The organism is Helicobacter heilmannii (assembly GCF_001283065.1).
Taxonomy (GTDB): Bacteria; Campylobacterota; Campylobacteria; order Campylobacterales; family Helicobacteraceae; genus Helicobacter; species Helicobacter heilmannii.
Window position 1 is genome coordinate 293,073 of record NZ_CDMK01000002.1, and the last position, 22,486, is coordinate 315,558.

Below are 22,486 nucleotides of genomic sequence, written 5' to 3' on the forward strand. Positions count from 1 at the left end.
GTATGCAAGAAGTACTGAAAGTGAGTGGCATGACATGCCAGCATTGCGTGGATAAGGTGGAAAAGTTTGTGGGTGAGATTGAGGGCGTAGAGCACATTGAAGTTAAGTTAGAGCAACAAGAAGTCGCGGTAACCTTCAACCCCCCCGCCACGCTCGCAGACATTAAAGAGGCGATTTTAGACGCGGGCTACACCCTCGCGTGAAGCTCTTTTTTAGGCGTTTTGCCCCCTTTTTAAAGGGGCATGTGGGCTCATTTGTGTGGATTGTTTTAGCCTCCCTTGTGGTGGCTCTTAGCACCGCGTGGGGGACTTATTTAGTCAAACCCACCCTAGATGACATTTTCATTAAAAAAGACACCCATATGCTTAGCGTGTTGCCTTTTTTAGTGATTGTGGCTTACCTAGGCAAGAGTGGGGGCATTTACATACAGACTTATTTTACGAATTTTGTCGGCTTAGACATTGTAAAGAACCTGCGCCATAAAATGCTAGAAACCATGTTGCGTATGGAAATGGGTTTTTTTAACCGCACCCAAAAGGGCGAATTGATTTCACGCATCACCAATGACATAGCTCTAGTTAGGGCGAGTTTATCAAATTATTTAGCTGAGAGTGTTAGAGAGCTTTTAAGCGTGGTGGGGCTGATTGGCGTGGTGATTTATCAAAGCCCTAAGCTCTCCATTGTGGGGCTGGTGATCATGCCCCTTGCGGCGATCCCCTTAAGCAAAATCGTTAGAAAAGTCAAAAAACTCTCCAAAGCCAACCAAGAGACCAACGCGCGCATGACCGCAAGGCTCTCCGAGATCTTCCACAGCGTAGAAGTGATTAAAACCTCCAATGGCGAAAAGTTAGAATTGCAAGCTTTCCAAAAAGAAAACCAAGCCTTTTTTAATTTGAGCCTAAAGAGCATTAAATACGCCGAAATCTCCAGCCCTTTAATGGAGTTTTTAGGCTCCATTGCGATCGCTTTGGTGATTTATCTAGGCGGGTTAGAGGTGATTAAGGGGCATATCACCGTGGGGGCGTTTTTCTCTTTCATCACCGCCCTTTTCATGCTCTACACCCCCATCAAACGCCTAGTGAGGATTGCGTCCAACTTCCAAGAGGCGTTGGTGGCAGGCGAGCGCATTTACGAGATTTTAGAGCGCAAACCCGCCATTATGGACGGCGCACAGACCTTAGACACACCCATTAATAGCATTGTCTTTAATGATGTCAGTCTTGCTTATCGCGACCGCTCCGCCCTAGTCTTGCAAGACATTAGCCTAGACTTGCACGCCAACCAAATAGTTGCCTTTGAGGGCAAGAGCGGGAGCGGGAAGAGCTCTTTGGTTAATCTCATTTTACGCCTCTATGAGCCCACAAGCGGAGAGATTAGGATCAACAACACCCCCCTACAAGACCTGCAACAAAAGAGTCTAAGGGCGCAAATAGGCATTGTTACGCAAAAAGTCTTTATCTTCAGCGGTTCGGTGGCGGAGAATGTCGCCTATGGTTTGGATATTGATACGGGCAGGGTGAAAAAATGTCTAGAGCAAGCGCAGGCGTGGGAATTTGTGGTGCATTTAGGCGGGATTGAAGCCACTTTAGAGGAATTTGGGGCGAATTTGAGCGGGGGGCAAAGGCAACGCATCGCCATTGCCCGCGCCCTTTACAAAGAGGCGAGCGTGTTGATCTTTGATGAAGCCACCTCGGCACTGGATCGCTACACTGAGGAGAACATTAAACAAACCATTTACAGCTTAAGAGAGAACCGCTTAATCATCATCATCTCCCACAACCCAAATAGCCTAGAAATGGCGGGCCATGTTTACCATTTGGAGGGGGGTAAGCTCATTAATTAGGCGCGCTTCTTGCCTTTTCTTTCAGTATAATGGGCTTTTTAGTCCAAGATCTAAAGGATTGGCATGGGACTGCTTGATAGCGTGTTGTTGGTTTTTCTCATCGGCGTGTTGGTAGGTGGCGTGGGCTATTATGTCTATATGGTGCTGAAAAAGTAGAGCTACAGACTAAAAATATCTGTAGTGGGCGTAAAATCTTAAAGGTTTCTAAGATAGAGTTTGGGCTACAACCTACGAACTCACTTTTTAAGCCAATAAAAATCTTTTCCTTATCTTAAAACGAGCTAAGGAGTGTTGTCAGGCGATGATCTATAATATTTTTTAAAGAAAATTACACTACAATGGTCGAGCCGACAGATTTTTTAAGTGCCTTTGCTTTCTGTCTCGGCCACCTATGGTTCTTGTTGTGCTTTTGAGAAAGGGGTTGTTTGTGGCTGAATTTTACTCAAAAATTGTTGAAAATTGCAAAGACATCCATACCGAGCTAGAAAAAGTCTCCCAAAGTTATGGGCTTGACATGAATGACTTGTGGTTTGATCTCATTAAAGTGCACACTTTAACAAGGTCCGAGCCACACGGGGAGTTTAAAATCCTGGACGCTGAGGGACTGAAGCAGATCGATGACGATGCCTTCTATGAAAACCCCGCCCTAGAAGTGATCCAACGCTACGACATTTGCATAAAAAGACGGCTGTTCAAATACTTCTTTAATTTGGAAGCGTCCCCCGATGACAATCAGCTGTATGTGGTGTATGAATCCCCTTTTATGATTATCAACGATGAATGGCTCCTTGGAGAGTTGTGCGACCACATCGAAGCGTGCATGGCATATCAAAAGATTATTTTACGCCAAATGCAAGCCCAGCACACCTTCTTTAAACAAGAAATGGTGCGTTACTCTAATAAAAAAGAACTTCCAGAGCGCATCTGCATTAGAAAGTCCCACTACTCCCCCAACAAAGCAGGGTCATTCACCTTTGTACTTAAAAAATCTTGGGAGCTCAAAAATGGTGAGGAGGCTCCCGTGAACGCCATTTATGGGGCGGGTAAGGGCGATGTGGTTTTAGAATACGTCAAACCCATTCAAGGCACATCGGGGCGGGATTTAAAAGGGCAAATAAAAGAGGTGGAGAAGTTAGAGGCAGTGCCTTTTGAGCTAGATTTTAGCAATGAGGCGTTTGTGTCCAACGAAGAGCCCACTAAAATCATCTACATTTCTAAATCCCCCCAATATGTCGCTTTCATCAACAATAAATCCCTCAAGAGTTTCACGAGAAACCAGTATGTGGAAATGAAAAACACCAATATGCCCATGTTTTTAGGTGGCGTGGAAAATGGACTAACCCTACACATCAGCTCTAAAAATGAGATCGACAACGCCATTGAAACCAACTTGCGCATCGAGGCTAAAGAGATTTATATACGGGGCAATGTGGGTAAACATGTCAAATTGGTGGCAAAAAAGATCATCATTGAGGGGCAATTGCACACCGAGAGCAGTGCAGAGGCTGAAGAGGTGCTCATCACCAACAATAAGGGTCTATGTAAGGGCAAAAAGGTCCAGTGTAAGTATGTAGATAGGGGGACCATCTTTGCCGAGAGTTGCGAAGTGGAGGCGAGCAGCGGAAGCCAAATCTACGCTAAAGACATCAAGTTAAAACAAATCAAATCCAACAACACCTTCTATTTTTCCTCCAAATGCGAATTTGAAGCCATCGATGGGAGCGACAATAAATTTTGCTTTTCTGCCTTCGCTTCCCCCGAGAATAAAGAGATTTTGGAGCAAACCAAACAAGCCATGAATGTTTACAAGGAGAAAGCCCAAAAAGTGATGGCGCAGTACCAAAAGCTCAGTATTTTTGTGCAAAAAAACCAACCCACGATCGACAAAATCCGCAATGCCGACATCACCACCCGTAAAGTGCTCATTGAGCAAGACGCGATCAAACAGATTTACTATGACTTCATGGATTGTTTAAAACGGGTGAAAATCCTGCATATGTACATCTCGCGTATCCAAGAGTTGAACCGCCAATTCTTGGAACGGCTCGTCAGCATCGAATCGAGCATGCAACAGGTCAAGGTCCACACCAATGGGCCATGGACGGCGTTCAACACCATCATTTATGCCCGCACCTACACTAAGGGTTCAAAGAGCCTGACCACCGAAAAGGGCGAAACAGCAGATTATATCCTGGATACACAGAGTGGAGATGTGAAAAAGATCAGCCGGTATCAGCACATCACTAGCTTTTAATGCTGGTGGGTTTAAAGGGCGTGGTGGTGCACACCAGCCCCACTTTTGTAGAAATAGAAGTACAGGGCGTGGTTTACGGCGTGCATGTGGGTGTACAAACCAGCCAGCACTTACAAATGGGGGCGCAAATACACCTACACACAACCCTAGTTGTCAAAGAGGATAGCCATGCGCTCTATGGATTTTTGAAGCGGGAAGAAAAGAACTTGTTTGAGCGGCTTTTAAGGGTAAGCGGCGTGGGGCCCAAAGCCGCCCTAGCGGTCTTGTCCGTCTATGATGCGAACACCTTTAGCGCGTGTATCCAAAGCAAGGATTTAAAAGCCCTGCAAAAAGTGCCCGGCGTGGGGGCAAAAATGGCGGGTAAAATCATGCTCGATTTAGCCGGCTTTGTGGCAAGCGAAATAGAGGCTGGCAAGACAAGCGAAGTACAACAAGCCATTTTAGGTTTGCAGAGTTTGGGTTTTAAAACCGCAGAGGCGACTAAAATTTGTAACAGCCTGCCCCAAAATTTAGACGCGGCCAGTCTCATCAAACTTGCCCTACAAAAACTCAAATAAGGTTTTTTATGCACACTTGGTCTTCTCACTCTTGGCGCACCTGCCCCATCAGCCAACAGCCCACCTACCCCGACTTAAAGGCTTTAAAAGAAGCAGAAGCCACGCTCAAAAGCTACCCACCCTTAGTCTTTGCCAAAGAAATGCGCAGTCTCAAAAGTGCCTTGAAAGAGGCGGCTTTTGGGCGGGCGTTTTTGCTGCAAGGGGGCGATTGCGCCGAGAGTTTTGGCAGTTTTAGTGCCGATGGCATCCGCGACTTATTTAAGGTGCTCTTGCAGATGAGCGTGGTTTTGGCCTTTGCAGGGGGTTGCCCAGTGATCAAAGTCGGGCGCGTAGCCGGGCAATTTGCCAAACCTAGAAGCCTAGAATATGAGGAGATCGCAGGCGAGCAAGTACCCATTTATCGGGGGGATATGATCAATGGAGTTGAGCCCAAGGAGCGCACCCCAGACCCACAAAGATTATTGCAAGCCTACCACCAAAGCGCGGCGACTTTAAACTTACTGCGCGCCTTTGCTAAGGGCGGGCTGGCGGATTTAGCTGAAGTGCAGCGCTGGAACTTGGACTTTGTGAAAAACAACCCCCTAGGCCAGCAATACACCGCCCTAGCCATGCAAATCACCCATGCGCTCAAATTCATGCAAGCCTGTGGGGTGGCCAACTTACCCGCCTTGCAAGAAACCGACTTTTACACCAGTCATGAAGCCCTCCTTTTAAATTATGAAGAACCCCTAGTGCGCCAGGATAGCCTTAGTGGGGAGTGGTTTGCCTGCTCGGCGCACATGCTGTGGATTGGTGAGCGCACGAGGGGCTTAGAGCAAGCGCATGTAGAGTTTTTAAGAGGGGTGCACAACCCCATAGGCGTGAAAATCGGGCCAAAGACGACCTTGGAGCAGATGCTCGGGCTATGCGAGGTGCTAAATCCACAAAACGAACCGGGGCGTTTGAGCTTCATCGTGCGCATGGGGGCTAGTGTGCTCAAAAACAACTTTCCTCCGCTTTTAGAGGGGGTCTTGAAGGCACAAAAAAAAGTCGTATGGGTGTGCGATCCGATGCACGGCAACACCACCAAGACCGCTCATGGCATCAAAACCCGCTCTTTCACGCACATTTTACAAGAGGTGCTGGACTTCTTTGAAATCCATAAGGACTTGAATAGCTGTGTGGGAGGGATTCACCTAGAAATGACAGGGCAGAATGTTACTGAGTGCGTGGGTGGAGCGGTGCGTGAAGACAATTTGAGTCAGCACTACTACACGCAATGCGACCCTCGCTTGAATGCCACCCAAGCCCTAGAACTCGCCTTTTTACTTGCTAAGCAACTTAAGGAGCGGGTGGTGCACTAGTTGCCGCCTTTAAGCGCGCTTTTTTGGGTGTGCTTTAGGGCTTCTCTACGCCGAATGGCTCTTTCATAGCGTTCTTTTTCTTTATCGGTGGTGGGGACAAAGGGGGGTATGGGCACGGTTTTGCCGTCCTTGACCGCCACCATGGTGAAGTAGCAACTGTTGGTGTGCACGGCGGTTTGGTTTTGAAAGTCTTCACAAATGACCTTGATCCCCACTTCACAGCTCTTGGTCCCCACATAGTTCACACTGGCGTAACAAGTCACTAGCGTACCGATGTGGATGGGGTGTTTAAACAGCACCCGATCCACACTTAAAGTCACGGTGCCACACCCACAATAACGGGAGGAACACACATAGGCAACCTTGTCAAGCAAGTTCAACAACTCGCCCCCATGCATGACATTGTTGAAGTTCACCATGGTAGGGGTGACTAAAAAAGACATGCTTAATTCTCTCACCCGTCCAATGCTTGAGGTGGTGTCTGCGGCTAATTCTTCCGTATTGCCCATAAAAACTCCTTAAAAAATTTAAAAATACGATCCGTAAGGTACAAAATACTATAAAGCACCTATTCTACTACACCTCATCTTAAAAAAACGCAAAAAACATTTGTGTAAAAATGCACTAAATCACGCTGTCAACGGCCATTGATCTCTTATTTGCTCCTCCATTTAGCAATTTGCTATAAAATTTAACCTGTTGTTTTCTCATCAAGGAGCAGACATGCAAAATTTAACACAACGAAAAGAAGCAGCGACCCCTAGGGGGATTGGCATTACATGCAATTGGTTTGTGAGCGATGCGCAAAACGCCACCCTCAAAAGCACGGATGGACGAGAGTTCATTGACTTTGCGGGAGGCATTGCGGTGCTAAATGTTGGGCATAGACACCCTAGAGTGATCAAAGCCGTGCAAGCACAACTTACCCGCTTCACCCACACCGCCTACCAAGTCACACCCTATGAAAGCTATATTGAATTGGCCGAAAAAATCAACGCCCTAGCCCCCATCAGTGGCTTGAAGAAATCTTGCTTTTTCACCACAGGCGGGGAGGCGACTGAAAACGCCATTAAAATCGCCAAGGGGCACACCAAACGCTACGGGGTGATCGCCTTTGGGGGGGCGTTTCACGGGCGCACCTCTATGGCGGTGAGCATGACAGGCAAGGTTGCGCCCTATAAAGCTGAGATTGGTGTAGGCATGCCCGGGGTCTATCACGGCTACTACCCCAATGAGTTGCACGGGGTCAGCACTAAGGACGCGCTGCATAGCTTAGAGTTCATCTGTAAATGCTCGATCTCGCCTAAAGATGTCGCGGCGGTGATCTTTGAGCCCGTGCAAGGGGAGGGGGGGTTTAACCCCGCTCCCGCTGACTTTGTAGAGGGCTTAAGGGCGTTTTGCGACACGCATAAAATCGTGCTGATCGCCGATGAGGTGCAAACGGGCTTTTGCCGCACAGGCAGGACTTTTGCCATGGAGCATTTTAAATCCCAAGCTGACCTTATCTGTATGGCCAAGAGTTTAGGCGGGGGGTTGCCCATCTCGGGCGTGGTGGGCAGGGCGGACATCATGGACTCTCTTAGTGCCGGTGCCCTTGGCGGCACTTATGCAGGAAACCCCCTAGCCACAGCCGCCGCTTTAGAGGTGCTAAAAATCATTGAAGAAGAAAATCTCAACGAAAGAGCAAACAAACTAGGCGAGCAGCTTAAAAGCAGTCTACACACCTTAAAAGAGCAAGAAAACTTTACTCAAATGGCGCAAATTAGGGGGTTAGGCTCAATGGTGGCGCTAGAGCTCTTTGATCAGGGCAAACCCAGCAGTGATTTAGCCAAAGCCATCCAAAAAGAGGCAATGGCACAAGGGCTACTGCTTTTAACTTGCGGCTCTTACGCCAATGTGATCCGCTTTCTCTACCCCTTAACGATCCCAGAGGCGCAATTTAACAAAGCCCTAGACATTTTAAACAACTCCATTAAAAAGGCACTCGCATGAACTTTTCTTTACTCAAGCACCCCTTTGTAAGCCAAACCCCCAAAGAGGGTTTTATCCCTGTTACAAACCCTGCAACCTTACAAGAGATCGCCTATGTCAAGAGTGTGGGCCAAGCTAAGCTAGAGCAGATCATCGCTCACGCCCACAAGGCGCAAAAAGAATGGGCGGGCAAACTCGCCCTAGAGAGGGCGGACATTCTTTTAAAATTGCGTACCCTACTTTTAGACAATTTAGAGGATTTAGCCCGTATCCTCACCCAAGAAATGGGCAAGCCCTTAAAAGAAGCCCGCTCAGAGATCGTCTATGGGGCGAATTATTTGCGTTGGTTTGCCGAGCAGGCGCGGCGCGTTGACGGGGACATTTTGCCAAGCGTTGCACAAAACCAAAAGATTTTAGTGTTAAAACAGCCCATCGGTGTTTGCGCCGCTATCACCCCGTGGAACTTCCCATCAGGCATGATTGCGCGCAAACTCGCCCCCGCCCTAGCCTGTGGCTGTGCGATGGTGATCAAGCCCGCTACCCAAACCCCCCTAAGTGCCTATGCTTTAATGGTGCTCGCACAAAAAGCGGGCATTCCTGAGGGGGTTTTGAGCGTGGTTACGGGGGACACGAAAATGCTTGCTAAATGCATTTGTGAAAGCGATTTAGTGCGTAAAATTAGCTTCACGGGCTCGACAGAGGTGGGTAAAATCTTAGCTGCGCAAAGTGCCGTAACACTTAAAAAACTCTCTTTAGAGCTTGGAGGCAACGCGCCCTTCATTGTCTTTGAGGATGCGAACTTGGAAAAGGCGGCCGAGGGGATCATGCTCTCCAAATTTAGAAACAGCGGGCAAACTTGCGTGTGCGCGAATCGCATCTATGTGCAAAAGAGCATTTATAATGAACTGAGCTACATTTTAAAAAGCAAGGTGGAAGGTTTGAAACTGGGTAATGGGCTAGAGGAGAGCACCACACAGGGGCCCTTAATCAACTCTAGAGCGGTGGCTAAGGTGCAAGAGCACATTAACGATGCGACTAGCAAAGGGGCACAGGTGCTTTGTGGGGGAAATCCTAGCAGCTTGGGTGCGAGCTTTTTTGAACCCACGGTTTTAACAGGGGTGAACCAACAAATGGCGGTGGCAAGAGAGGAGACCTTTGGGCCCTTAGCCCCACTTTTTAGCTTTGAGACGGAAGAAGAGGTGCTCAAGTGGGCGAACGCCACGCAGTATGGGCTAGCGGCTTATTTTTATACCCAAAATTTAGCCAGAGTCTTTAGAGTGGGCGAGGCGTTAGAGTATGGCATGGTGGGGGTCAATGCCGGGCACATCTCCACAGAAACCGCCCCCTTTGGCGGGATCAAACAAAGTGGCATGGGGCGTGAGGGCTCTAAATACGGCATTGAAGACTATTTAGAGATCAAGTATTTGAATGTGCGCTTAGATTAGTGGGACTTATAGTTAATCTTGCTCTGCGTAGCGAGCAGCAGCCCACATGAATACACCAAGCGATCCCTAAAGGCGCATACAAATAGACGGGCACTTTGTTTTATTTGCTCCTTGGCGATCGTAATCGTCCTTTGCAAGTGTATCTGTCATTTGGTTATGCATTCTTGGATAAAACCATGCATGCATCTGAAAGATAGGGAGAGAACATGGCAAAATCTACAAACAAAGTGTTTAGTCTAGAACCCTCCCCTTATTCCAAAAGGCTTTTGCAAGTAACTTTTAGCCACGATCGCGTACTTGCTGCAAGAATTGCAAGATTGCCATATGCAGGCACTGGAGTATAAATCTTTGCGCTTTCATGCCGCGCAAATCCAAATTCTGCAAGCACAAACTCAAACCCTTTTTAGAACAGGCGTTGAGCGATCGCAAAACTGGGGCGTTGTTGGTAAATCTCCAGGCATCCATTGCGTGGAACAGGGCGATGGCATGGTAAAGATCACTACGGCTGGGATGCATTTGAAGCCGACGGCCACGCCAACCCTGCCAGCCCAAGGACGATAAAGAGGGCGCGTATTTGGCGGATCTTAGCGGCTCGTTAGAAAGCTCTAAAGCTAAGCTCTCCTTTTGTACCTGTGGGGTAGTTTTTGCTGATCAACAACTTATTTTGGCTGCACGGGCGGGATAAATTCCAGCTCCACTCCAATCTAGGCCGCAAACTGATGCGCCAAAGGGTATTTTTCCTTTGCCACCAACCCCTTTAGCCGTTACAAAAACTTCAAAAATTTTTGATGATCTACGATTATGCGGTCATTGGAGGGGGATTTTAGGCCACTTGGTGGCGATGCAACTTTTAGGCAAGTACCCCGATTAAAGGTCTTGCTCTTAGAAAAGGAGGCTACAAGTGCCCTGCACCAAATGGGGCGCAACAGCGGGGTGATCCACGCGGGGGTGTATTACACCCCGGGCAGTTTGAAGGCGCGCTTTTACTGGTAACAAGGCCACCAAGGCGTTTTGTGTAGAAAATGGAATCAAATACGAAGGGTGTGGCAAGCTCTTGGAGCGCACTAAGGCCAATGGGCTAGAGCGCACTTGTTTAGATGCCAAAGAGCTTAAAGAGTTAGAGCCAAACATTACGGGACCGGGCAAGATTTTCTTTCCCACAAGTGGCGAGGCATTTTAAAGAGAAGGGCGGGCAGATTACCTACAATGCTGAAGTGGTGGGGCTTACTGAGCACGCAAGGTGGGTGCAACTACACACGAAAACGCCACTTATGAGGCGAATTACTTGATCTCTTGCGCGGGGCTACACAGTGCTGGTGGTTAAAATTCTGGGCTTAAAGCCAAGTTTCAGCATTTGCCCCTTTAGAGGAGAATACTTTAAGTTGTCCCCTAAATACGGCCAAATTGTCCAGCATTAATCTACCCCATTCCCGACCCTAGCATGCCCTTTTTGGGGGTGCATTTGAAAAAAATGATCCAGTGTAACGATGGGGCTTAATGCCGTGCTGGCACTCAAGATGAATGAGTATTTGAAAACGAACATAGCCTACACGACCTAAAAGAAATGTTAGCACACAGAGGGGTGAGAAAAGTCATTTCTAAATATTTGAAGCCCGGGCTTTTGGAGTTTAAAAACTCTTTATGCAAAAAAAGTTATTTGCGCTTGGTGCAAAAGTATTGCCCGAGCCTACAGCTGGAGGATTTAAGCCCCCACCCGGCCGGCGTGCGCGCCCAAGCAGTGAGTGAGTCGGGCGAGCTCATTGAAGACTTTTTATTCTGCAACAGCGCGAGGAGTGTCAATGTCTACAACACCCCAAGCCCCGCGGCCACCTCGGCTATCCCCATCGGCAAACACATTTTAGAGCAATTGGAGGGGGTGATGGGGTAGCTAGTCATGCCCCAAAGAAAAAGTCCAAGTGCCCTGATCAGTTGTGATCTTGGCTTCTAGGATATCCTTACAAGAATGTTGATAATCTTTAACCATCACTTTTTCGCCGAATTTTAAGGTGATGTCCATGGTTTCTCCCTTACTTTCCATGGTCTTAATTTTTTGGGCGAGCTTAGTGCGCTTATCCTCAATTTTCTTCAACTCTGTTTCTTTTTCTGCAATCTGTTCTTGGTAATCTTTTTGGTAAATGGGTAGGATTTTTGCCTTATCTTCTTTGATTTGGGCGCGTAACTTATCTACTTGTTTTTGGTACCAACCCTGCACTTCAGCGTTAATATCCTTGGAATCTACTTTAATATTCATAAACCCCAAAAGCTTAGAACGATTCTGCATGAATTGCTCCCGCAATTTTGCGATTTGCGTTTTTAGATTTTCCACATATTGGCGTGATGTTTTGTTGATAATATTGTCTTTTAAGCCCGATTTGGCATACGCTTTAGCATACGCTTTGGCGTGTGCGTCTGAATAAACATTATAATCATCAACACCAGCACTTTCAACCTCCTCATCTAGTTTTTGAAATTTCTTTTGTATAGGAGGGAGCATTTCTGTTAGTTGCTGGAATTTTTGTTCATATTCTTTAGTTAAATCCTCTTCATTAGCACACCAACCGGGTTGATTATAGTTTATAAATTTTTCCGAATCATCGGAACGATTCATGGTAAGGGTGGAGAATAATTTTATTCCGGAATCTAGACATGCATATCTACGATCGATGTCATATGATTTCTTAGTTATCTCTTGAATTGTTTGGATTTTAGAGGTGTTGCCATCCCCTCCATTATCCTTTTCTTCTAATTTCTCTATATCTTTGGCAAGCTCTCTGAGACATTCACTTCCCAAGTAATTTTTGCAATCTTTTGAATACGACTCTCTGCTTTCGCTTGTCAAATCTTCAATCAGATTTACGCGGGTATAGTATTGTTTATCGATAGGTTGCAATGCTTCGTAATTTGCCGTACCTTTTGGATCGTAGAGGTGGTGCCTATCTTCTTTTGCTAAATTTTTTGGCAATTCCTCCAGTTCTTTACGCAATTTTGCAATCTCCTCTTTGGCATGTTTGATAGGGTAATCTAAGCCTTTTAAATCAGACCTATAGCCATCTAAATCTATGTGGTTGAGACGACAATTACCCCTATTTAGTTGAATATTGGTGATGTGGACAGAATCTGCTTTGGAGAGGATTTCTAATTCGTGGAGGGTGAGTAGAGGGTTATTAAATCCAGGGACATTGGGGCTATAAAACTTATTTTCTTTTGTTTTTGTAATGAAGTGGACTTCAATAGGGGCTTTTTTATCCCCACAACCCGCCAAACCTACAATGAGCACAATGCTTGTAAATGCTTGTAAATGCTTGTAAATGCTTGTAAATGCCATTTTACACCTCACTATATCTTTTGTTGATTCTAGCACACTAAGGACAAAATTTGGGTAACATGTAGCCCAAAATTTAAAGGTTTGGCATGTTGCTTTTTACGGGGGCTTGTGGGTATATCGGGGCGAGTGTCGCCCGTTTGTTTTTGGAGCAGACAGATTATAAAATTTGGATCGTGGATAATTTAAGCACGGGCTTTGAAATCCACGCACAAACCTTGAAGCACCTTTACCCTGAGCGGGTGTTTTTTGATCTTTTGGATTTAAGCGACATGGACAAACTAGAGAGCCACCTTGCCACCAAACAAGCGCAAGGGCATAGTCTGCAGGGCGTGTTGCACTTTGCGGCAAAACTCTTGGTCGAAGAATCCACACGCCTACCTCTGGATTACTACACCAACAACACCCTAAACACTTTGCAATTAGCAAAATTATGCGTGAAACATGGGATTAAACATTTCGTGTTTTCCTCCACTGCTGCCGTCTATGGGCAGACCACGCAAACGATCGACGAAAACGCCCCCCTAGAGCCCATCAACCCCTATGGCGCGTCTAAAATGATGAGCGAGCGCATTTTGCTAGACACCGCCAAGGTTGCGCCCTTTGCCTGCGCGCTTTTGCGCTATTTTAATGTCGCCGGGGCCACCCACTTTAATGACTACAACAGCCTCTTTGCCCTAGGGCAAAGGGCAGCAAACGCCACGCATTTGATCAAGGTGGCTTGCGAGTGCGCCACACATAAACGCCCATCAATGGCGATCTTTGGCAACGACTACCCCACGCCCGATGGCACTTGTGTGCGCGATTACATCCACATAGACGATCTCGCTTTAGCGCATTTACAAGCCTTTAAAACCTTGCAAGTTGAAAACAAAAGCCAAATTTACAATGTGGGCTATGGGCGGGGTTATAGCGTGGCCGAAGTGGTGGCTAAGGTCAAAGAGATTTCTGGCGTGGATTTTAAGGTGCAAATACAGGGCAGGAGGGCTGGCGATCCAGCGAGTTTAATCGCCGACAACTCTAAAATTTTAAGCCACACCGCTTTTAAACCGCAATATGACAGCCTAGAGACAATCATTAAAAGCGCCTATGAGTGGGAGCGGTATTTGGGGGCACGGCCGTGTTAGAGGTGGTCTTAACGGGGGCGAGTAGTGGGATCGGGCTGGCGTGCGCTAAGGCACTGCTACAAAAAGGTTATAAAGTCTATGCCCTCTCGCGCCACGCCACTAAGATAGAGAGCCTAGAACACCCCCATTGTGTGCGCCTTGATTGTGATTTGCAAGATGAAGGGCAGATCATCAAAACCACAGATGCGATTTTGACGCAAGAAAAAGAGCTATTTGCGCTCATCAACAACGCCGGTTATGGAATGTTCGGTGCGCTAGAAGAGCAGCCCATCAACCAAGCGCGGGCATTGTTTGAAACAAATTTATTCAGCGTGGGGGTGCTGTGTTCTAGGTTATTGCCCCCGCTTCGGGCAAACACAAGGCTTCGGGCAAGCACAAGGCTTGCTCCAAAAATCATCAATGTCGCCTCGAGTGCGGGGCGCTCCACCACTCTGTTTTTAGGCTGGTACCACGCGAGCAAATACGCCCTTGAAGCTTACAGCGATTGTTTGCGCGCCGAGTTGTTGCCCCTAGGGGTACAGGTGGCGTTGATTGAACCGGGGGCGATCAAAACCAAGTGGGATGCGGGGCTTACAAACGCCCTAAGACCAAAGAGCCCCTACGCCCTAGAGCTAGAAAAAACCCATGCCTATTTTAAAAAAGCCTATGAAAACGCCAGCCCGGCTAGTCTTGTGGCTAACACGATTATCAAGGCATTAGAGAGCAAGCAACCTAAAACCCGGTATCTAGTCGGTAAAAAGGCGCATTTATTGGTGTGGAGCAAGGCTTTGCTACCGGATAAAATCTATGATTGGATTTTGCGTAAAGAAATTTTAAAGTAGTGGTGCGGAAGAGAGGACTTGAACCTCCACGCCTTGCGGCGCCAGATCCTAAGTCTGGTGCGTCTGCCAATTTCGCCACTTCCGCATAAAACTAGGGATAGTAACCTTTAGAAGTTTAAAATATACTTAAATTTAGCCAAATTCCATTTTATAAGCTAGTTTAGACTATACTAAGCCCCTTTTTTGAAGGAGTGAAAATGAAAACATTGGGCCGTAAAAAAATCTACAACCCAGAATCGAAAGAACACGCCGGGGAGCGCCAAATCTTTGGAGGCAACCCCACAAGCATGTTTGATTTAAACCAAATCAAATACCCGTGGGCGAGCAAACTATGGAAAACGATGCTCACCAATACATGGTTTCCTGAAGAGGTGGGCATGCACGGGGACAAGAACCACTATTTGAAGTTAAGCCCACAAGAAAAGGTCGGCTACGATCGCGCCCTAGCCCAACTCATTTTCATGGATAGTTTGCAAACAAACAACCTCATCGACAACATCAACCCCTTCATCACCAGCCCCGAGATCAATTTATGTTTGGTGCGCCAAGCCTTTGAAGAGGCACTACACAGCCACAGCTACGCCGTGATGGTGGAGAGCATTAGCGCAAACAGCGATGAGATTTACGAAATGTGGCGCACCGACTCCGCCCTTAAAGACAAGAACGATTGCATCGCCCAAATTTATATGGACTTGTCTCAAGAGCCCACCGAGCGCAACTTATTGAAGGCGTTGTTTGCCAATCAAATCCTAGAGGGCATTTACTTTTACAGCGGGTTTAGCTTTTTTTACGCTCTAGCGCGCAGTGGGCGCATGCTAGGCACGGCACAAATGATCCGCTTCATCCAAAGGGATGAAGTAACGCATTTAAACCTTTTTCAAAACATGATCAACTCTTTGCGTAAAGAGAGAGCAGATCTTTTCACCCCCGATTTGCTCGAAGAGGTGTTAGAAATGTTTAAGCAAGCGGTGGATTTGGAGAGCGCATGGGGGGCGTACATCACACAGGAGCAAATTTTAGATTTGAGCCCTAAAATTCTACGCGCCTACACGGAATATTTAGCCGACACCCGCTTAAGCGTGGTGGGGCTGTCTAAGCTTTACCACACCAAAAACCCCATCCGTTGGGTCGAGCAATTTGCCAACTTCAACAGCCACCGCTCTAACTTCTTTGAAGCAAGGGTCAGCAATTACTCTAAGGGCAGCATCAGCTTTGAGGGGTTTTAGTTGTTTAGCCTTAAAAACGCACGCATGTGCGCTGAGATCGCCCGCCACTTTCCCCTAGAAAAGCCCATTGAAGAGGCCATTTGCGCCATCAATAGAGAGGCGTTTGTGTCCCCCAAGCACCTAGCCTACAGCCTAAACGCCCTGCCCCTAGATGGCGAGCAATTCATTAGCTCCCCGCTCACAGTGGCAAAAATGACACAGTATTTACGGCTAAAAGGAGTTGATAGTGTGCTCGAGCTGGGTTGTGGGAGCGGGTATCAGGCGATGGTGCTTTCTAAAATAGTGCGTCGCGTCTTTAGCATTGAGCGTATTGAAAAGCTGTTGGTGCAGGCCAAAGAGCGCTTTAGGCGTTTAAAGGTAACGAATATCCACACAAAATTAGCAGACGGGCAAGAGGGGTGGCGTGAGTTTGCCCCCTTTGAGCGCATTTTATTCTCGGCTTGCGCCACGCACATCCCAAGTGCCCTTGTGGACCAACTAAGCGAGGGGGGGATATTGCTCGCTCCCATACTAGAAAATGACACACAAACCATCACCCGTTTTAGTAAACAAAACGGACGCTTGCACGCCGAGCGGTTAGAGAAGTGTCAGTTTGTGCCGGTGCTAAGTGGCGTAGAGCGGGGGGTTTAGGGAACAAGCGTGGATTTGGCTAAAGCGTGTATGTTCAACGCCATTTCGCAAATCTTTTTCTCGTTTTTTTTAGTGCTCTTTTTCATCGCGTCCATGATCATGCTCATTGGCATCGCCAGCGTTACCTTAGTGGTGAAGCTCAGCTTCTTAGACTTGGTGCAACTTTACACCTACTCCTTGCCCGGCACGATTTTTTTCATCATCCCCATCACCTTTTTTGCTGCTTGCGCCATTGGCTTAGCGCGGCTCTCCTATGACCACGAGCTCTTGGTGTTCTTTTCTCTAGGGATTGCGCCTAAAAAGATCGTGCAGGCCTTTTTGCCCCTTTGCGCTTTTGCCAGCTGTGTACTCTTAGTCTTTTCTCTCATTCTCATCCCCGCTTCCAAGAGTGCGTACTACTCGTTCATCAATGATAAGAAAGACCACATTGATGTCAACATCCAAGCGGGAGAGTTTGGACAGAAATTGGGTGATTGGCTGGTGTATGTGGGCAAGAAAGAGGGAGGAATGTTTAGCGATTTGGTGCTCTTCTCGCATAAGGGGCTAGCCCTTGAGAGTTTTATGATCGCTCAAAAGGGGGAGGTGAAAAACACCGATGGAGTCTTTGGCTTGCAATTAGAGCATGGCAATGCCTATTTTGCCAACAAGGATCAATTACGCAAAGTCGCCTTCAAGCAGTTGAATCTACGCAACAAGCTCAGCATTTCGGCTAGAAATGGGGCAGCGTATTTACACGGCCACGACTACATCGGTTATTGGAGTAAGGCCTTTGGAGCACACCCGAACAAGAACCAACAACGCCGCTTCACCCAAGCTATTTTAGTCGCTCTGTTCCCCCTAGCCAGTCTCTTTTTAATCCCCGTCTTTGGCATTTCTAACCCCCGCTTTTCTAAGAATTTGTCCTATGTTTATGTGTTTTTGGCAGTGGGGCTTTATTTCTTAGGCATGCATATCATCAGCCAAGATGCACCCATCATCGGCACCATCACTTTGCCGATTGTGTGGTTTTTGGGGGCATATGCGCTTTATCGCCGCATCATTGTGCGCTTTTACTGAATGCGCCGCTTTAAACTCACCCTTGCCTACGATGGTAGTGCGTTTATGGGCTTTGCCAAGCAAGAAGGCCACAACACCATTGAAGGTGCGCTAGAAAGTGCCCTAAAGAGGCTCAACATTTCTAGCCTCATTACAGCAGCAGGGCGCACGGATAAGGGAGTGCATGCTATTTGCCAAGTGGTGGCGTTTGATGCCCCCGCCTTTTGGAGTGCGCCTAAACTCTTAGCCCACCTTGCGCCTAAACTTGCCCCCTATATTGTTTGCAAAAGTTTGGAGCTAGTGGATCTAGATTTTCACCCCCGCTTTTGCGCCTACAAGAGGCGTTACCGCTACCTTTTCACCCAAAGCCCTTTAAGCCCCTTTTTCACCCGTTATATGGCGGCACACCCCCACGGTGCATTAGAAAAAATACAAGAAGCCTTGAATTGCTTTGTGGGCACACATGACTTTAAATATTTCTGTAAAACGGGCAGCAACCCCGCCCACACAAGACGCACGATTTTTAAAGCCTTTTGCTACCCTTTTAAAGTGGGGCGTTTAGACTTGGTGGTGGTGGTTTTAGAGGCCAATGGGTTTTTACGATCCCAAGTGCGCTTGATGCTTAAAGCGGTGCTAAAGTGCTCTTTGGGGCAGTTGAGCTTAGCGGATTTAAGGGCGCAGATCGCGCTTAAAACGCGGGTGTGTACGGACTTAGCCCCCTCTAGTGGCCTGTATTTGAGCCGTGTATTTTATCCACAGCCCTTAAGCAAAAATGGGATATAATGGAGCTTTTTAGCCTGAACGATGCGTGTTTCATATACGGCTAGTTCGTTTATCTTTTTTATGAGGCTGTTGTAGTGGTTTTGGTGTGATGGGCATTTCTTGTATCTGCCCCCTAAAGAAACTCTCTTGCCTCTTATAGCTTGGTTGAACTACAGCACACAAGTAACGGTCGTTTGGGTGATTGACATTAGGGATTCAATGAAGAGAAAAGTTTTAATCATTGGGGGCGGGGCACGCGAGTATGCCCTAGGGCGCAAGTTAAGAGAAGACCCTAGAGTGAGCGAGCTGTTCTTTAGCCCGGGCAATGGCGGGACGCAGAGCATTGGCGAAAATGTCTTGTTGCCAGACTTTGCTCAGATCGCCGCTTTTGCCAAAGAGAAGATGATTAATTTCGTGCTAGTGGGGACGGAAGGGCCGTTGGTGGGGGGTTTGGCGGATTTTTTGCAAGAAGCGGGCGTGGCGGTCTTTGGGCCAAGCAAGCAAGTGAGCAAATTAGAGGGTTCTAAGAGTTTTGCCAAAGAGTTTGCCACCACGCATCAAATCCCCACTGCCCCCTATGCCATCGCCACCAATCCACAAGAAGCCCTAGAGCTAGTCCCAAACTTCGGCTATCCCGTGGTGCTTAAAGCCGATGGTTTAGCGCAGGGCAAGGGCGTGGTGGTGGCGCATAGTGCAAATGAAGCCAAAATTGCCCTAGAAAGCTTGTTTAAAGCGCACTCTAAAGTCGTTTTAGAGAAGTTTTTAACCGGCTTTGAGCTCTCGATCTTTACCTTTGTGAGCGGGCTGGATTTTCTGCTCTTGCCCGCCTGTCACGATTATAAACAACTGCATCCAAATGGGCCCAATACGGGGGGCATGGGGGCGTTTGCACCTTCACCTCTATGCGATGATGCCCTGCAAGAAAAGATCATTACGCGCATTTTAAAGCCCACCTTGCACGCCCTGCACGACAATAACACATCCTTTGTGGGGGTGCTGTATGTGGGGCTGATGGTTGTGGAGCAAAAAGGGGCTTTAGAGCCTTATTTGCTGGAGTTCAATGTGCGCTTTGGTGATCCTGAGTGCAGTGTGCTCTTGCCCTTGCTTAAAACCCCTCTCTTGGACTTGCTGGAAGCCACCTTGCAAGGCAATTTGGCGCAGGTGCAATTAGAGTTGCATCCACAGCACTCGTTGGGCGTGGTCTTGGCAAGCAAGGACTATCCCCACCAAATCTCACAAGGACAGAGTATTTACATAGACCCTATGGATGAGAAAAACGCCCATTTGGATTTAGGTAGAATCACGCAAGAAAATGGGGTGTTCTTGGTGACTGGGGGGCGAGTGTGTGTGTGTGTGGGTTGGGGCAAGTCTTTAGCCGAGGCCAAGGAGCATGCCTACCGCTTAGTCAAAAAGGTGCAGTTTGAGGGCATGCAATTTCGTGAGGACATTGGGGTGCTTTGATTGGAAGCAAAATTAGAAGAGAAAATTTATAAGGAAAGGCTGGTGATCGCCCCTTTTTGGTGGCGCGTGGGGGCGCATTTGGTGGATTTGCTCTTTATCTGCTTTTTGGCGTGGGATTTACACAATCATTTACCCTTACACGCAGCGTTTTTGCGCTTTTTATGCGCCCTTGTAGCCGTGCATGTGCTCTATGAGTTTTTATCCATGCTGGGTTTTTCTAGCAGTGTGGGTAAGCTGGTGTTCCATTTACGGGTTTTGGATTTTAAAAGCCTAGACAAGCCCCCGCTTCTTGCCCGCTTGAAGAGGTGCGCGCTTAAGGAGATTTTGCTCTTTTTCCCCTTGGGGTATTGTTTTAAAGATAAATTTGGGCGGACTTTCCACGACAAACACGCCCAAACCTTTGTCATTGTGTTTAAATGAGTGGTGTGGCGCGGTACTTTTATCATTGCTCTCTTCTTGGGTGTGTTGTTTGGCAAGCAACAGCAAGTCGCCGTGCAGAAGTTTGACAAGAAAAACCATAAAATCTTTGAGCTCTTAGCCGATCGCGTGGATGCAAAAAACAATGTTGTTACCGCCACGGGGCACGCGATTTTACTTAACTACGATGTCTATATCCTAGGCGATCAAGTGCGTTACGACACTAAGAAAAAAGAAGCCATTATCGATGGGCATGTCAAGGTGTATCGGGGCGAGGGGCTCTTGGTGCAAAGCGAGCACATGAAGGTGCGTATGGACGACAAATACGCCCTCATGTTCCCCTTTTATGTGCAAGACAGCGTTACAGGCATTTGGATCAGCGCAGACATAGCCCACTCGCAGAAAAACCACTACTACATTAAGAACCTCACCACCTCCGGTTGCGACATTGAAAACCCCATTTGGCATGTCAATGCTTCCTCGGGCAAGTACAACGCCGACAAACAACATTTATCCCTTGTCAATTCTAAAATCTATCTAGGCAAGATCCCTATCTTTTACCTACCCTATATCTTCACCTCCACAAGCACAAAGCGCTCCAGCGGGTTTCTCTACCCGGAGTTTGGGACTTCAAATTTAGCCGGCTTTATCTACCTGCAGCCCTTTTACATTGCGCCTAGGGACTCGTGGGACATCACACTCACCCCGCAGATCCGCTCAAAAAGGGGCTTGGGGCTGAACTTCCAAGCGCGTATGATCAATTCCCACCAAGACAAGTTTTTATTCAACGCGCGGTATTTTCGCAACTACGATGCTTACACCAAAAAATACAACTTGAGAAATCAAAATGTTTTCGGGTTTGAGGCCTTGAATGCCAGCCGCCAAACCTTACAAAAGTACTTTGGCTTGAAAAAGCCTCTAGACAACGCCTTTTATTTAGACTTCTTGTATATGAATGACCTAGACTATGTGCGCTTTGAGAAAGTCAATAAACGCATCACGGACGCGACCCACATGTCTAGGGGCAATTACTTCGTGCAGACGAATAACCATTTTTACGGCTTTTATCTTAAATACTTTTTAAACCTCAACAAAATCAACAACAACAACACCTTCCAATCCCTGCCAAATTTGCAATACCATAAATACCTAAACACTTTGGGGTGGAAGCACCTGCTCTACTCGCTAGATTACCAATTCCACAATGTGGTGCGCCAAGTGGGCTATGGCTACGCCCAAAACAGCATCAATGTCCCCCTAGGCTTGCAATTTTCTATGTTTAAAAGGTATTTATCCGTAGGGCTATGGAACACAGTGCAGCTTAGCAACCTTGCAATTTTAAACACCAAACAAAGCTATATCCCGCAGGTGAGCGGGCAGTCTAAAGAGTTTGGCAATTACTTTTCTAGCTCGTATGCGCTGTATTTAAACACCGACTTGGCTAGAGAGTACCACAAACTTCTACACACCATCCAGCTTGAAGCCCTCTTTAGCGGGGCATACTACACCTTTGCCAATGGGCTGTTTGACTCGCAAGTGTATGATTTGAGCGCGCAGGCGCAAAACAACTTCACCTCGCCCACCTTAAGCAACTACGCCGTGGGGGGGCGTTTGTACGATGCGGTGTGGAATCCCTCCTTGCTCTTTGCCCAAAACCCCTCCTATAGCCAGCTGTATTTGAACTTGACGCAATACCTTTATGGACTGGGCGGGCAGGAGCTGCTCTATTGGCGCATCAGTCAGGTCTTAAACTTTGCCGACCCGACCTCCATCGCGCGCTCGCCCATAGAGAGTAAAATCGGGTTTTCGCCCTTAAAGGGGCTTGACATCTACGGCACCGTGTTTTACTCTTGGTATTACAATAGCCTAGAGGAAGTCTCCATCAACGCCAACTACCACCGCAAATTCTTAAGCGCAAACCTATCCTACTATCTCAAAAAGAACTTGGGTGTGGGTGGCATCAATAAAATCTCCACGAACAACTCTAACTATTTAAAAGCGGGCATTAGCAACGACTTTCGCTGGTTTTCGCTCAACGCCTCCGTGGGCTATGACATCCAAAACAATGTGATTTTAAATTGGCGCGTGGGGATTTTTAAAAAAATCCGCTGCTTTGGCATCGGACTGCAATTTGTGAGCCAGCGCCGCCCGGTGCTTACGAGCAACCCCGCCGACCCGCTCACCATCTACCAAAACAACTATGTTAAATTGACCCTAGACTTCTCGCCTATCACCAAAACCAACATCACCTACCGATCCTTAAGGCGTTAAA

The 22,486-nt window shown here is 47.5% G+C and carries 22 protein-coding genes and 1 tRNA gene; 19 read left to right on the top strand and 4 right to left on the bottom strand.

All coding sequences use genetic code 11. The features are described 5' to 3' along the window. The first annotated feature begins 2 nt into the window (after positions 1-2). The 5 genes from copP (at position 3) to AOG36_RS05590 (ending at position 5,997) form a co-directional block, all read left to right on the top strand. The gene (gene copP / locus AOG36_RS05570; RefSeq protein ID WP_015107111.1) at positions 3-203 is read left to right on the top strand and encodes a copper-binding metallochaperone CopP; all 201 of its coding nucleotides are present in this window, start codon (positions 3-5) and stop codon (positions 201-203) included. After that, a complete protein-coding gene (locus AOG36_RS05575; RefSeq protein WP_015107110.1) occupies positions 200-1,843 on the top strand; it encodes an ABC transporter ATP-binding protein in 1,644 nt (547 codons plus the stop codon). The genes copP and AOG36_RS05575 overlap by 4 nt, the downstream gene beginning before the upstream one ends. A gap of 427 nt (positions 1,844-2,270) precedes the next feature. Then, complete coding sequence (locus tag AOG36_RS05580; protein WP_238374883.1) at positions 2,271-4,097, top strand: FapA family protein; 1,827 nt, start codon at positions 2,271-2,273, stop codon at positions 4,095-4,097. Continuing rightward, positions 4,097-4,654, top strand: coding sequence for a Holliday junction branch migration protein RuvA (gene ruvA, locus AOG36_RS05585; RefSeq protein ID WP_015107107.1), 558 nt, complete (start codon positions 4,097-4,099; stop codon positions 4,652-4,654). Before AOG36_RS05580 ends, ruvA begins: the two co-directional genes overlap by 1 nt. 8 nt (positions 4,655-4,662) lie before the next feature. Next, positions 4,663-5,997 (top strand): class II 3-deoxy-7-phosphoheptulonate synthase, encoded by a 1,335-nt coding sequence (locus AOG36_RS05590; RefSeq protein ID WP_015107105.1) that lies wholly within the window; start codon positions 4,663-4,665, stop codon positions 5,995-5,997. Here AOG36_RS05590 and AOG36_RS05595 read toward each other — a convergent pair. After that, positions 5,994-6,506, bottom strand: coding sequence for an acyl-CoA thioesterase (locus AOG36_RS05595; protein WP_053825661.1), 513 nt, complete (start codon positions 6,504-6,506; stop codon positions 5,994-5,996). The genes AOG36_RS05590 and AOG36_RS05595 overlap by 4 nt on opposite strands. Before the next feature lie 214 nt (positions 6,507-6,720). Here AOG36_RS05595 and gabT point away from each other — a divergent pair, with 214 nt between their 5' ends. Beyond that, the gene (gene gabT, locus AOG36_RS05600; RefSeq protein WP_015107103.1) at positions 6,721-7,989 is read left to right on the top strand and encodes a 4-aminobutyrate--2-oxoglutarate transaminase; all 1,269 of its coding nucleotides are present in this window, start codon (positions 6,721-6,723) and stop codon (positions 7,987-7,989) included. Next, a complete protein-coding gene (locus tag AOG36_RS05605) occupies positions 7,986-9,413 on the top strand; it encodes an NAD-dependent succinate-semialdehyde dehydrogenase (RefSeq protein ID WP_015107102.1) in 1,428 nt (475 codons plus the stop codon). The genes gabT and AOG36_RS05605 overlap by 4 nt, the downstream gene beginning before the upstream one ends. Positions 9,414-9,692: 279 nt before the next feature. Here the strand turns inward: AOG36_RS05605 and AOG36_RS09070 are convergent, their stop codons facing one another. Next, the gene (locus tag AOG36_RS09070) at positions 9,693-9,929 is read right to left on the bottom strand and encodes a hypothetical protein (RefSeq protein WP_231623662.1); all 237 of its coding nucleotides are present in this window, start codon (positions 9,927-9,929) and stop codon (positions 9,693-9,695) included. 128 nt (positions 9,930-10,057) lie between these two features. On the opposite strand from AOG36_RS09070, the gene AOG36_RS09075 reads away from it, so the two are divergent. The 3 genes from AOG36_RS09075 (at position 10,058) to AOG36_RS09080 (ending at position 11,301) form a co-directional block, all read left to right on the top strand. Next, positions 10,058-10,174 (top strand): carbon starvation induced protein CsiD, encoded by a 117-nt coding sequence (locus AOG36_RS09075; protein ID WP_238374884.1) that lies wholly within the window; start codon positions 10,058-10,060, stop codon positions 10,172-10,174. Between the two features lie 293 nt (positions 10,175-10,467). Continuing rightward, positions 10,468-10,593: a hypothetical protein gene (locus tag AOG36_RS09255; protein WP_015107096.1), complete on the top strand. Its 126-nt coding sequence runs from the start codon at positions 10,468-10,470 to the stop codon at positions 10,591-10,593. Positions 10,594-10,977: 384 nt separating this feature from the next. Beyond that, a complete protein-coding gene (locus AOG36_RS09080; RefSeq protein WP_015107095.1) occupies positions 10,978-11,301 on the top strand; it encodes an FAD dependent oxidoreductase family protein in 324 nt (107 codons plus the stop codon). Here AOG36_RS09080 and AOG36_RS05620 read toward each other — a convergent pair whose 3' ends face one another. Then, on the bottom strand, positions 11,302-12,738 hold the full coding sequence (locus AOG36_RS05620; protein WP_015107094.1) for a coiled-coil domain-containing protein: 1,437 nt from the start codon (positions 12,736-12,738) through the stop codon (positions 11,302-11,304). An 86-nt stretch (positions 12,739-12,824) separates the two neighbouring features. On the opposite strand from AOG36_RS05620, the gene galE reads away from it, so the two are divergent. Together galE and AOG36_RS05630 are read left to right on the top strand one after the other, a co-directional pair. Beyond that, positions 12,825-13,862 carry a UDP-glucose 4-epimerase GalE gene (gene galE, locus AOG36_RS05625; RefSeq protein ID WP_015107093.1) on the top strand — a complete coding sequence of 346 codons (1,038 nt, stop codon included), beginning with the start codon at positions 12,825-12,827 and terminating at the stop codon, positions 13,860-13,862. Next, entirely contained in the window at positions 13,856-14,683 is an 828-nt protein-coding gene (locus AOG36_RS05630; protein ID WP_015107092.1) for an SDR family NAD(P)-dependent oxidoreductase, read from the top strand. Before galE ends, AOG36_RS05630 begins: the two co-directional genes overlap by 7 nt. On the opposite strand, the gene AOG36_RS05635 is transcribed toward AOG36_RS05630, so the two are convergent. Next, a tRNA-Leu gene (locus AOG36_RS05635) sits at positions 14,684-14,768 on the bottom strand. 112 nt (positions 14,769-14,880) lie between these two features. On the opposite strand from AOG36_RS05635, the gene AOG36_RS05640 reads away from it, so the two are divergent. The 7 genes from AOG36_RS05640 to AOG36_RS05670 all read left to right on the top strand — a co-directional run bounded on the left by AOG36_RS05640 (position 14,881) and on the right by AOG36_RS05670 (position 22,485). Next, on the top strand, positions 14,881-15,909 hold the full coding sequence (locus tag AOG36_RS05640; protein ID WP_015107091.1) for a ribonucleotide-diphosphate reductase subunit beta: 1,029 nt from the start codon (positions 14,881-14,883) through the stop codon (positions 15,907-15,909). Beyond that, the gene (locus AOG36_RS05645) at positions 15,910-16,539 is read left to right on the top strand and encodes a protein-L-isoaspartate(D-aspartate) O-methyltransferase (protein ID WP_015107090.1); all 630 of its coding nucleotides are present in this window, start codon (positions 15,910-15,912) and stop codon (positions 16,537-16,539) included. A 15-nt stretch (positions 16,540-16,554) separates the two neighbouring features. Then, complete coding sequence (locus AOG36_RS05650) at positions 16,555-17,595, top strand: LptF/LptG family permease (protein WP_053825725.1); 1,041 nt, start codon at positions 16,555-16,557, stop codon at positions 17,593-17,595. Then, the gene (gene truA / locus AOG36_RS05655) at positions 17,596-18,357 is read left to right on the top strand and encodes a tRNA pseudouridine(38-40) synthase TruA (RefSeq protein ID WP_015107086.1); all 762 of its coding nucleotides are present in this window, start codon (positions 17,596-17,598) and stop codon (positions 18,355-18,357) included. Between the two features lie 198 nt (positions 18,358-18,555). Then, a complete protein-coding gene (gene purD, locus AOG36_RS05660; protein WP_015107085.1) occupies positions 18,556-19,797 on the top strand; it encodes a phosphoribosylamine--glycine ligase in 1,242 nt (413 codons plus the stop codon). Beyond that, on the top strand, positions 19,798-20,217 hold the full coding sequence (locus AOG36_RS05665) for an RDD family protein (protein WP_015107084.1): 420 nt from the start codon (positions 19,798-19,800) through the stop codon (positions 20,215-20,217). Continuing rightward, a complete protein-coding gene (locus AOG36_RS05670) occupies positions 20,218-22,485 on the top strand; it encodes an LPS-assembly protein LptD (protein ID WP_015107083.1) in 2,268 nt (755 codons plus the stop codon). It abuts the gene before it with no gap. Position 22,486: the final 1 nt, after the last annotated feature.

Excerpts from the sequence above, each read along its gene's own strand:
- AOG36_RS05640 (WP_015107091.1), top strand. The coding sequence starts at position 14,881 with ATGAAAACATTGGGCCGTAAAAAAATCTACAACCCAGAATCGAAAGAA.
- AOG36_RS09070 (WP_231623662.1), bottom strand. The coding sequence starts at position 9,929 with ATGCATCCCAGCCGTAGTGATCTTTACCATGCCATCGCCCTGTTCCAC.
- galE (WP_015107093.1), top strand. The coding sequence starts at position 12,825 with ATGTTGCTTTTTACGGGGGCTTGTGGGTATATCGGGGCGAGTGTCGCC.
- ruvA (WP_015107107.1), top strand. The coding sequence starts at position 4,097 with ATGCTGGTGGGTTTAAAGGGCGTGGTGGTGCACACCAGCCCCACTTTT.
- gabT (WP_015107103.1), top strand. The coding sequence starts at position 6,721 with ATGCAAAATTTAACACAACGAAAAGAAGCAGCGACCCCTAGGGGGATT.
- copP (WP_015107111.1), top strand. The coding sequence starts at position 3 with ATGCAAGAAGTACTGAAAGTGAGTGGCATGACATGCCAGCATTGCGTG.
- AOG36_RS05620 (WP_015107094.1), bottom strand. The coding sequence starts at position 12,738 with ATGGCATTTACAAGCATTTACAAGCATTTACAAGCATTTACAAGCATT.
- purD (WP_015107085.1), top strand. The coding sequence starts at position 18,556 with ATGAAGAGAAAAGTTTTAATCATTGGGGGCGGGGCACGCGAGTATGCC.
- AOG36_RS05605 (WP_015107102.1), top strand. The coding sequence starts at position 7,986 with ATGAACTTTTCTTTACTCAAGCACCCCTTTGTAAGCCAAACCCCCAAA.
- AOG36_RS09080 (WP_015107095.1), top strand. The coding sequence starts at position 10,978 with ATGTTAGCACACAGAGGGGTGAGAAAAGTCATTTCTAAATATTTGAAG.
- truA (WP_015107086.1), top strand. The coding sequence starts at position 17,596 with ATGCGCCGCTTTAAACTCACCCTTGCCTACGATGGTAGTGCGTTTATG.
- AOG36_RS05595 (WP_053825661.1), bottom strand. The coding sequence starts at position 6,506 with ATGGGCAATACGGAAGAATTAGCCGCAGACACCACCTCAAGCATTGGA.
- AOG36_RS05590 (WP_015107105.1), top strand. The coding sequence starts at position 4,663 with ATGCACACTTGGTCTTCTCACTCTTGGCGCACCTGCCCCATCAGCCAA.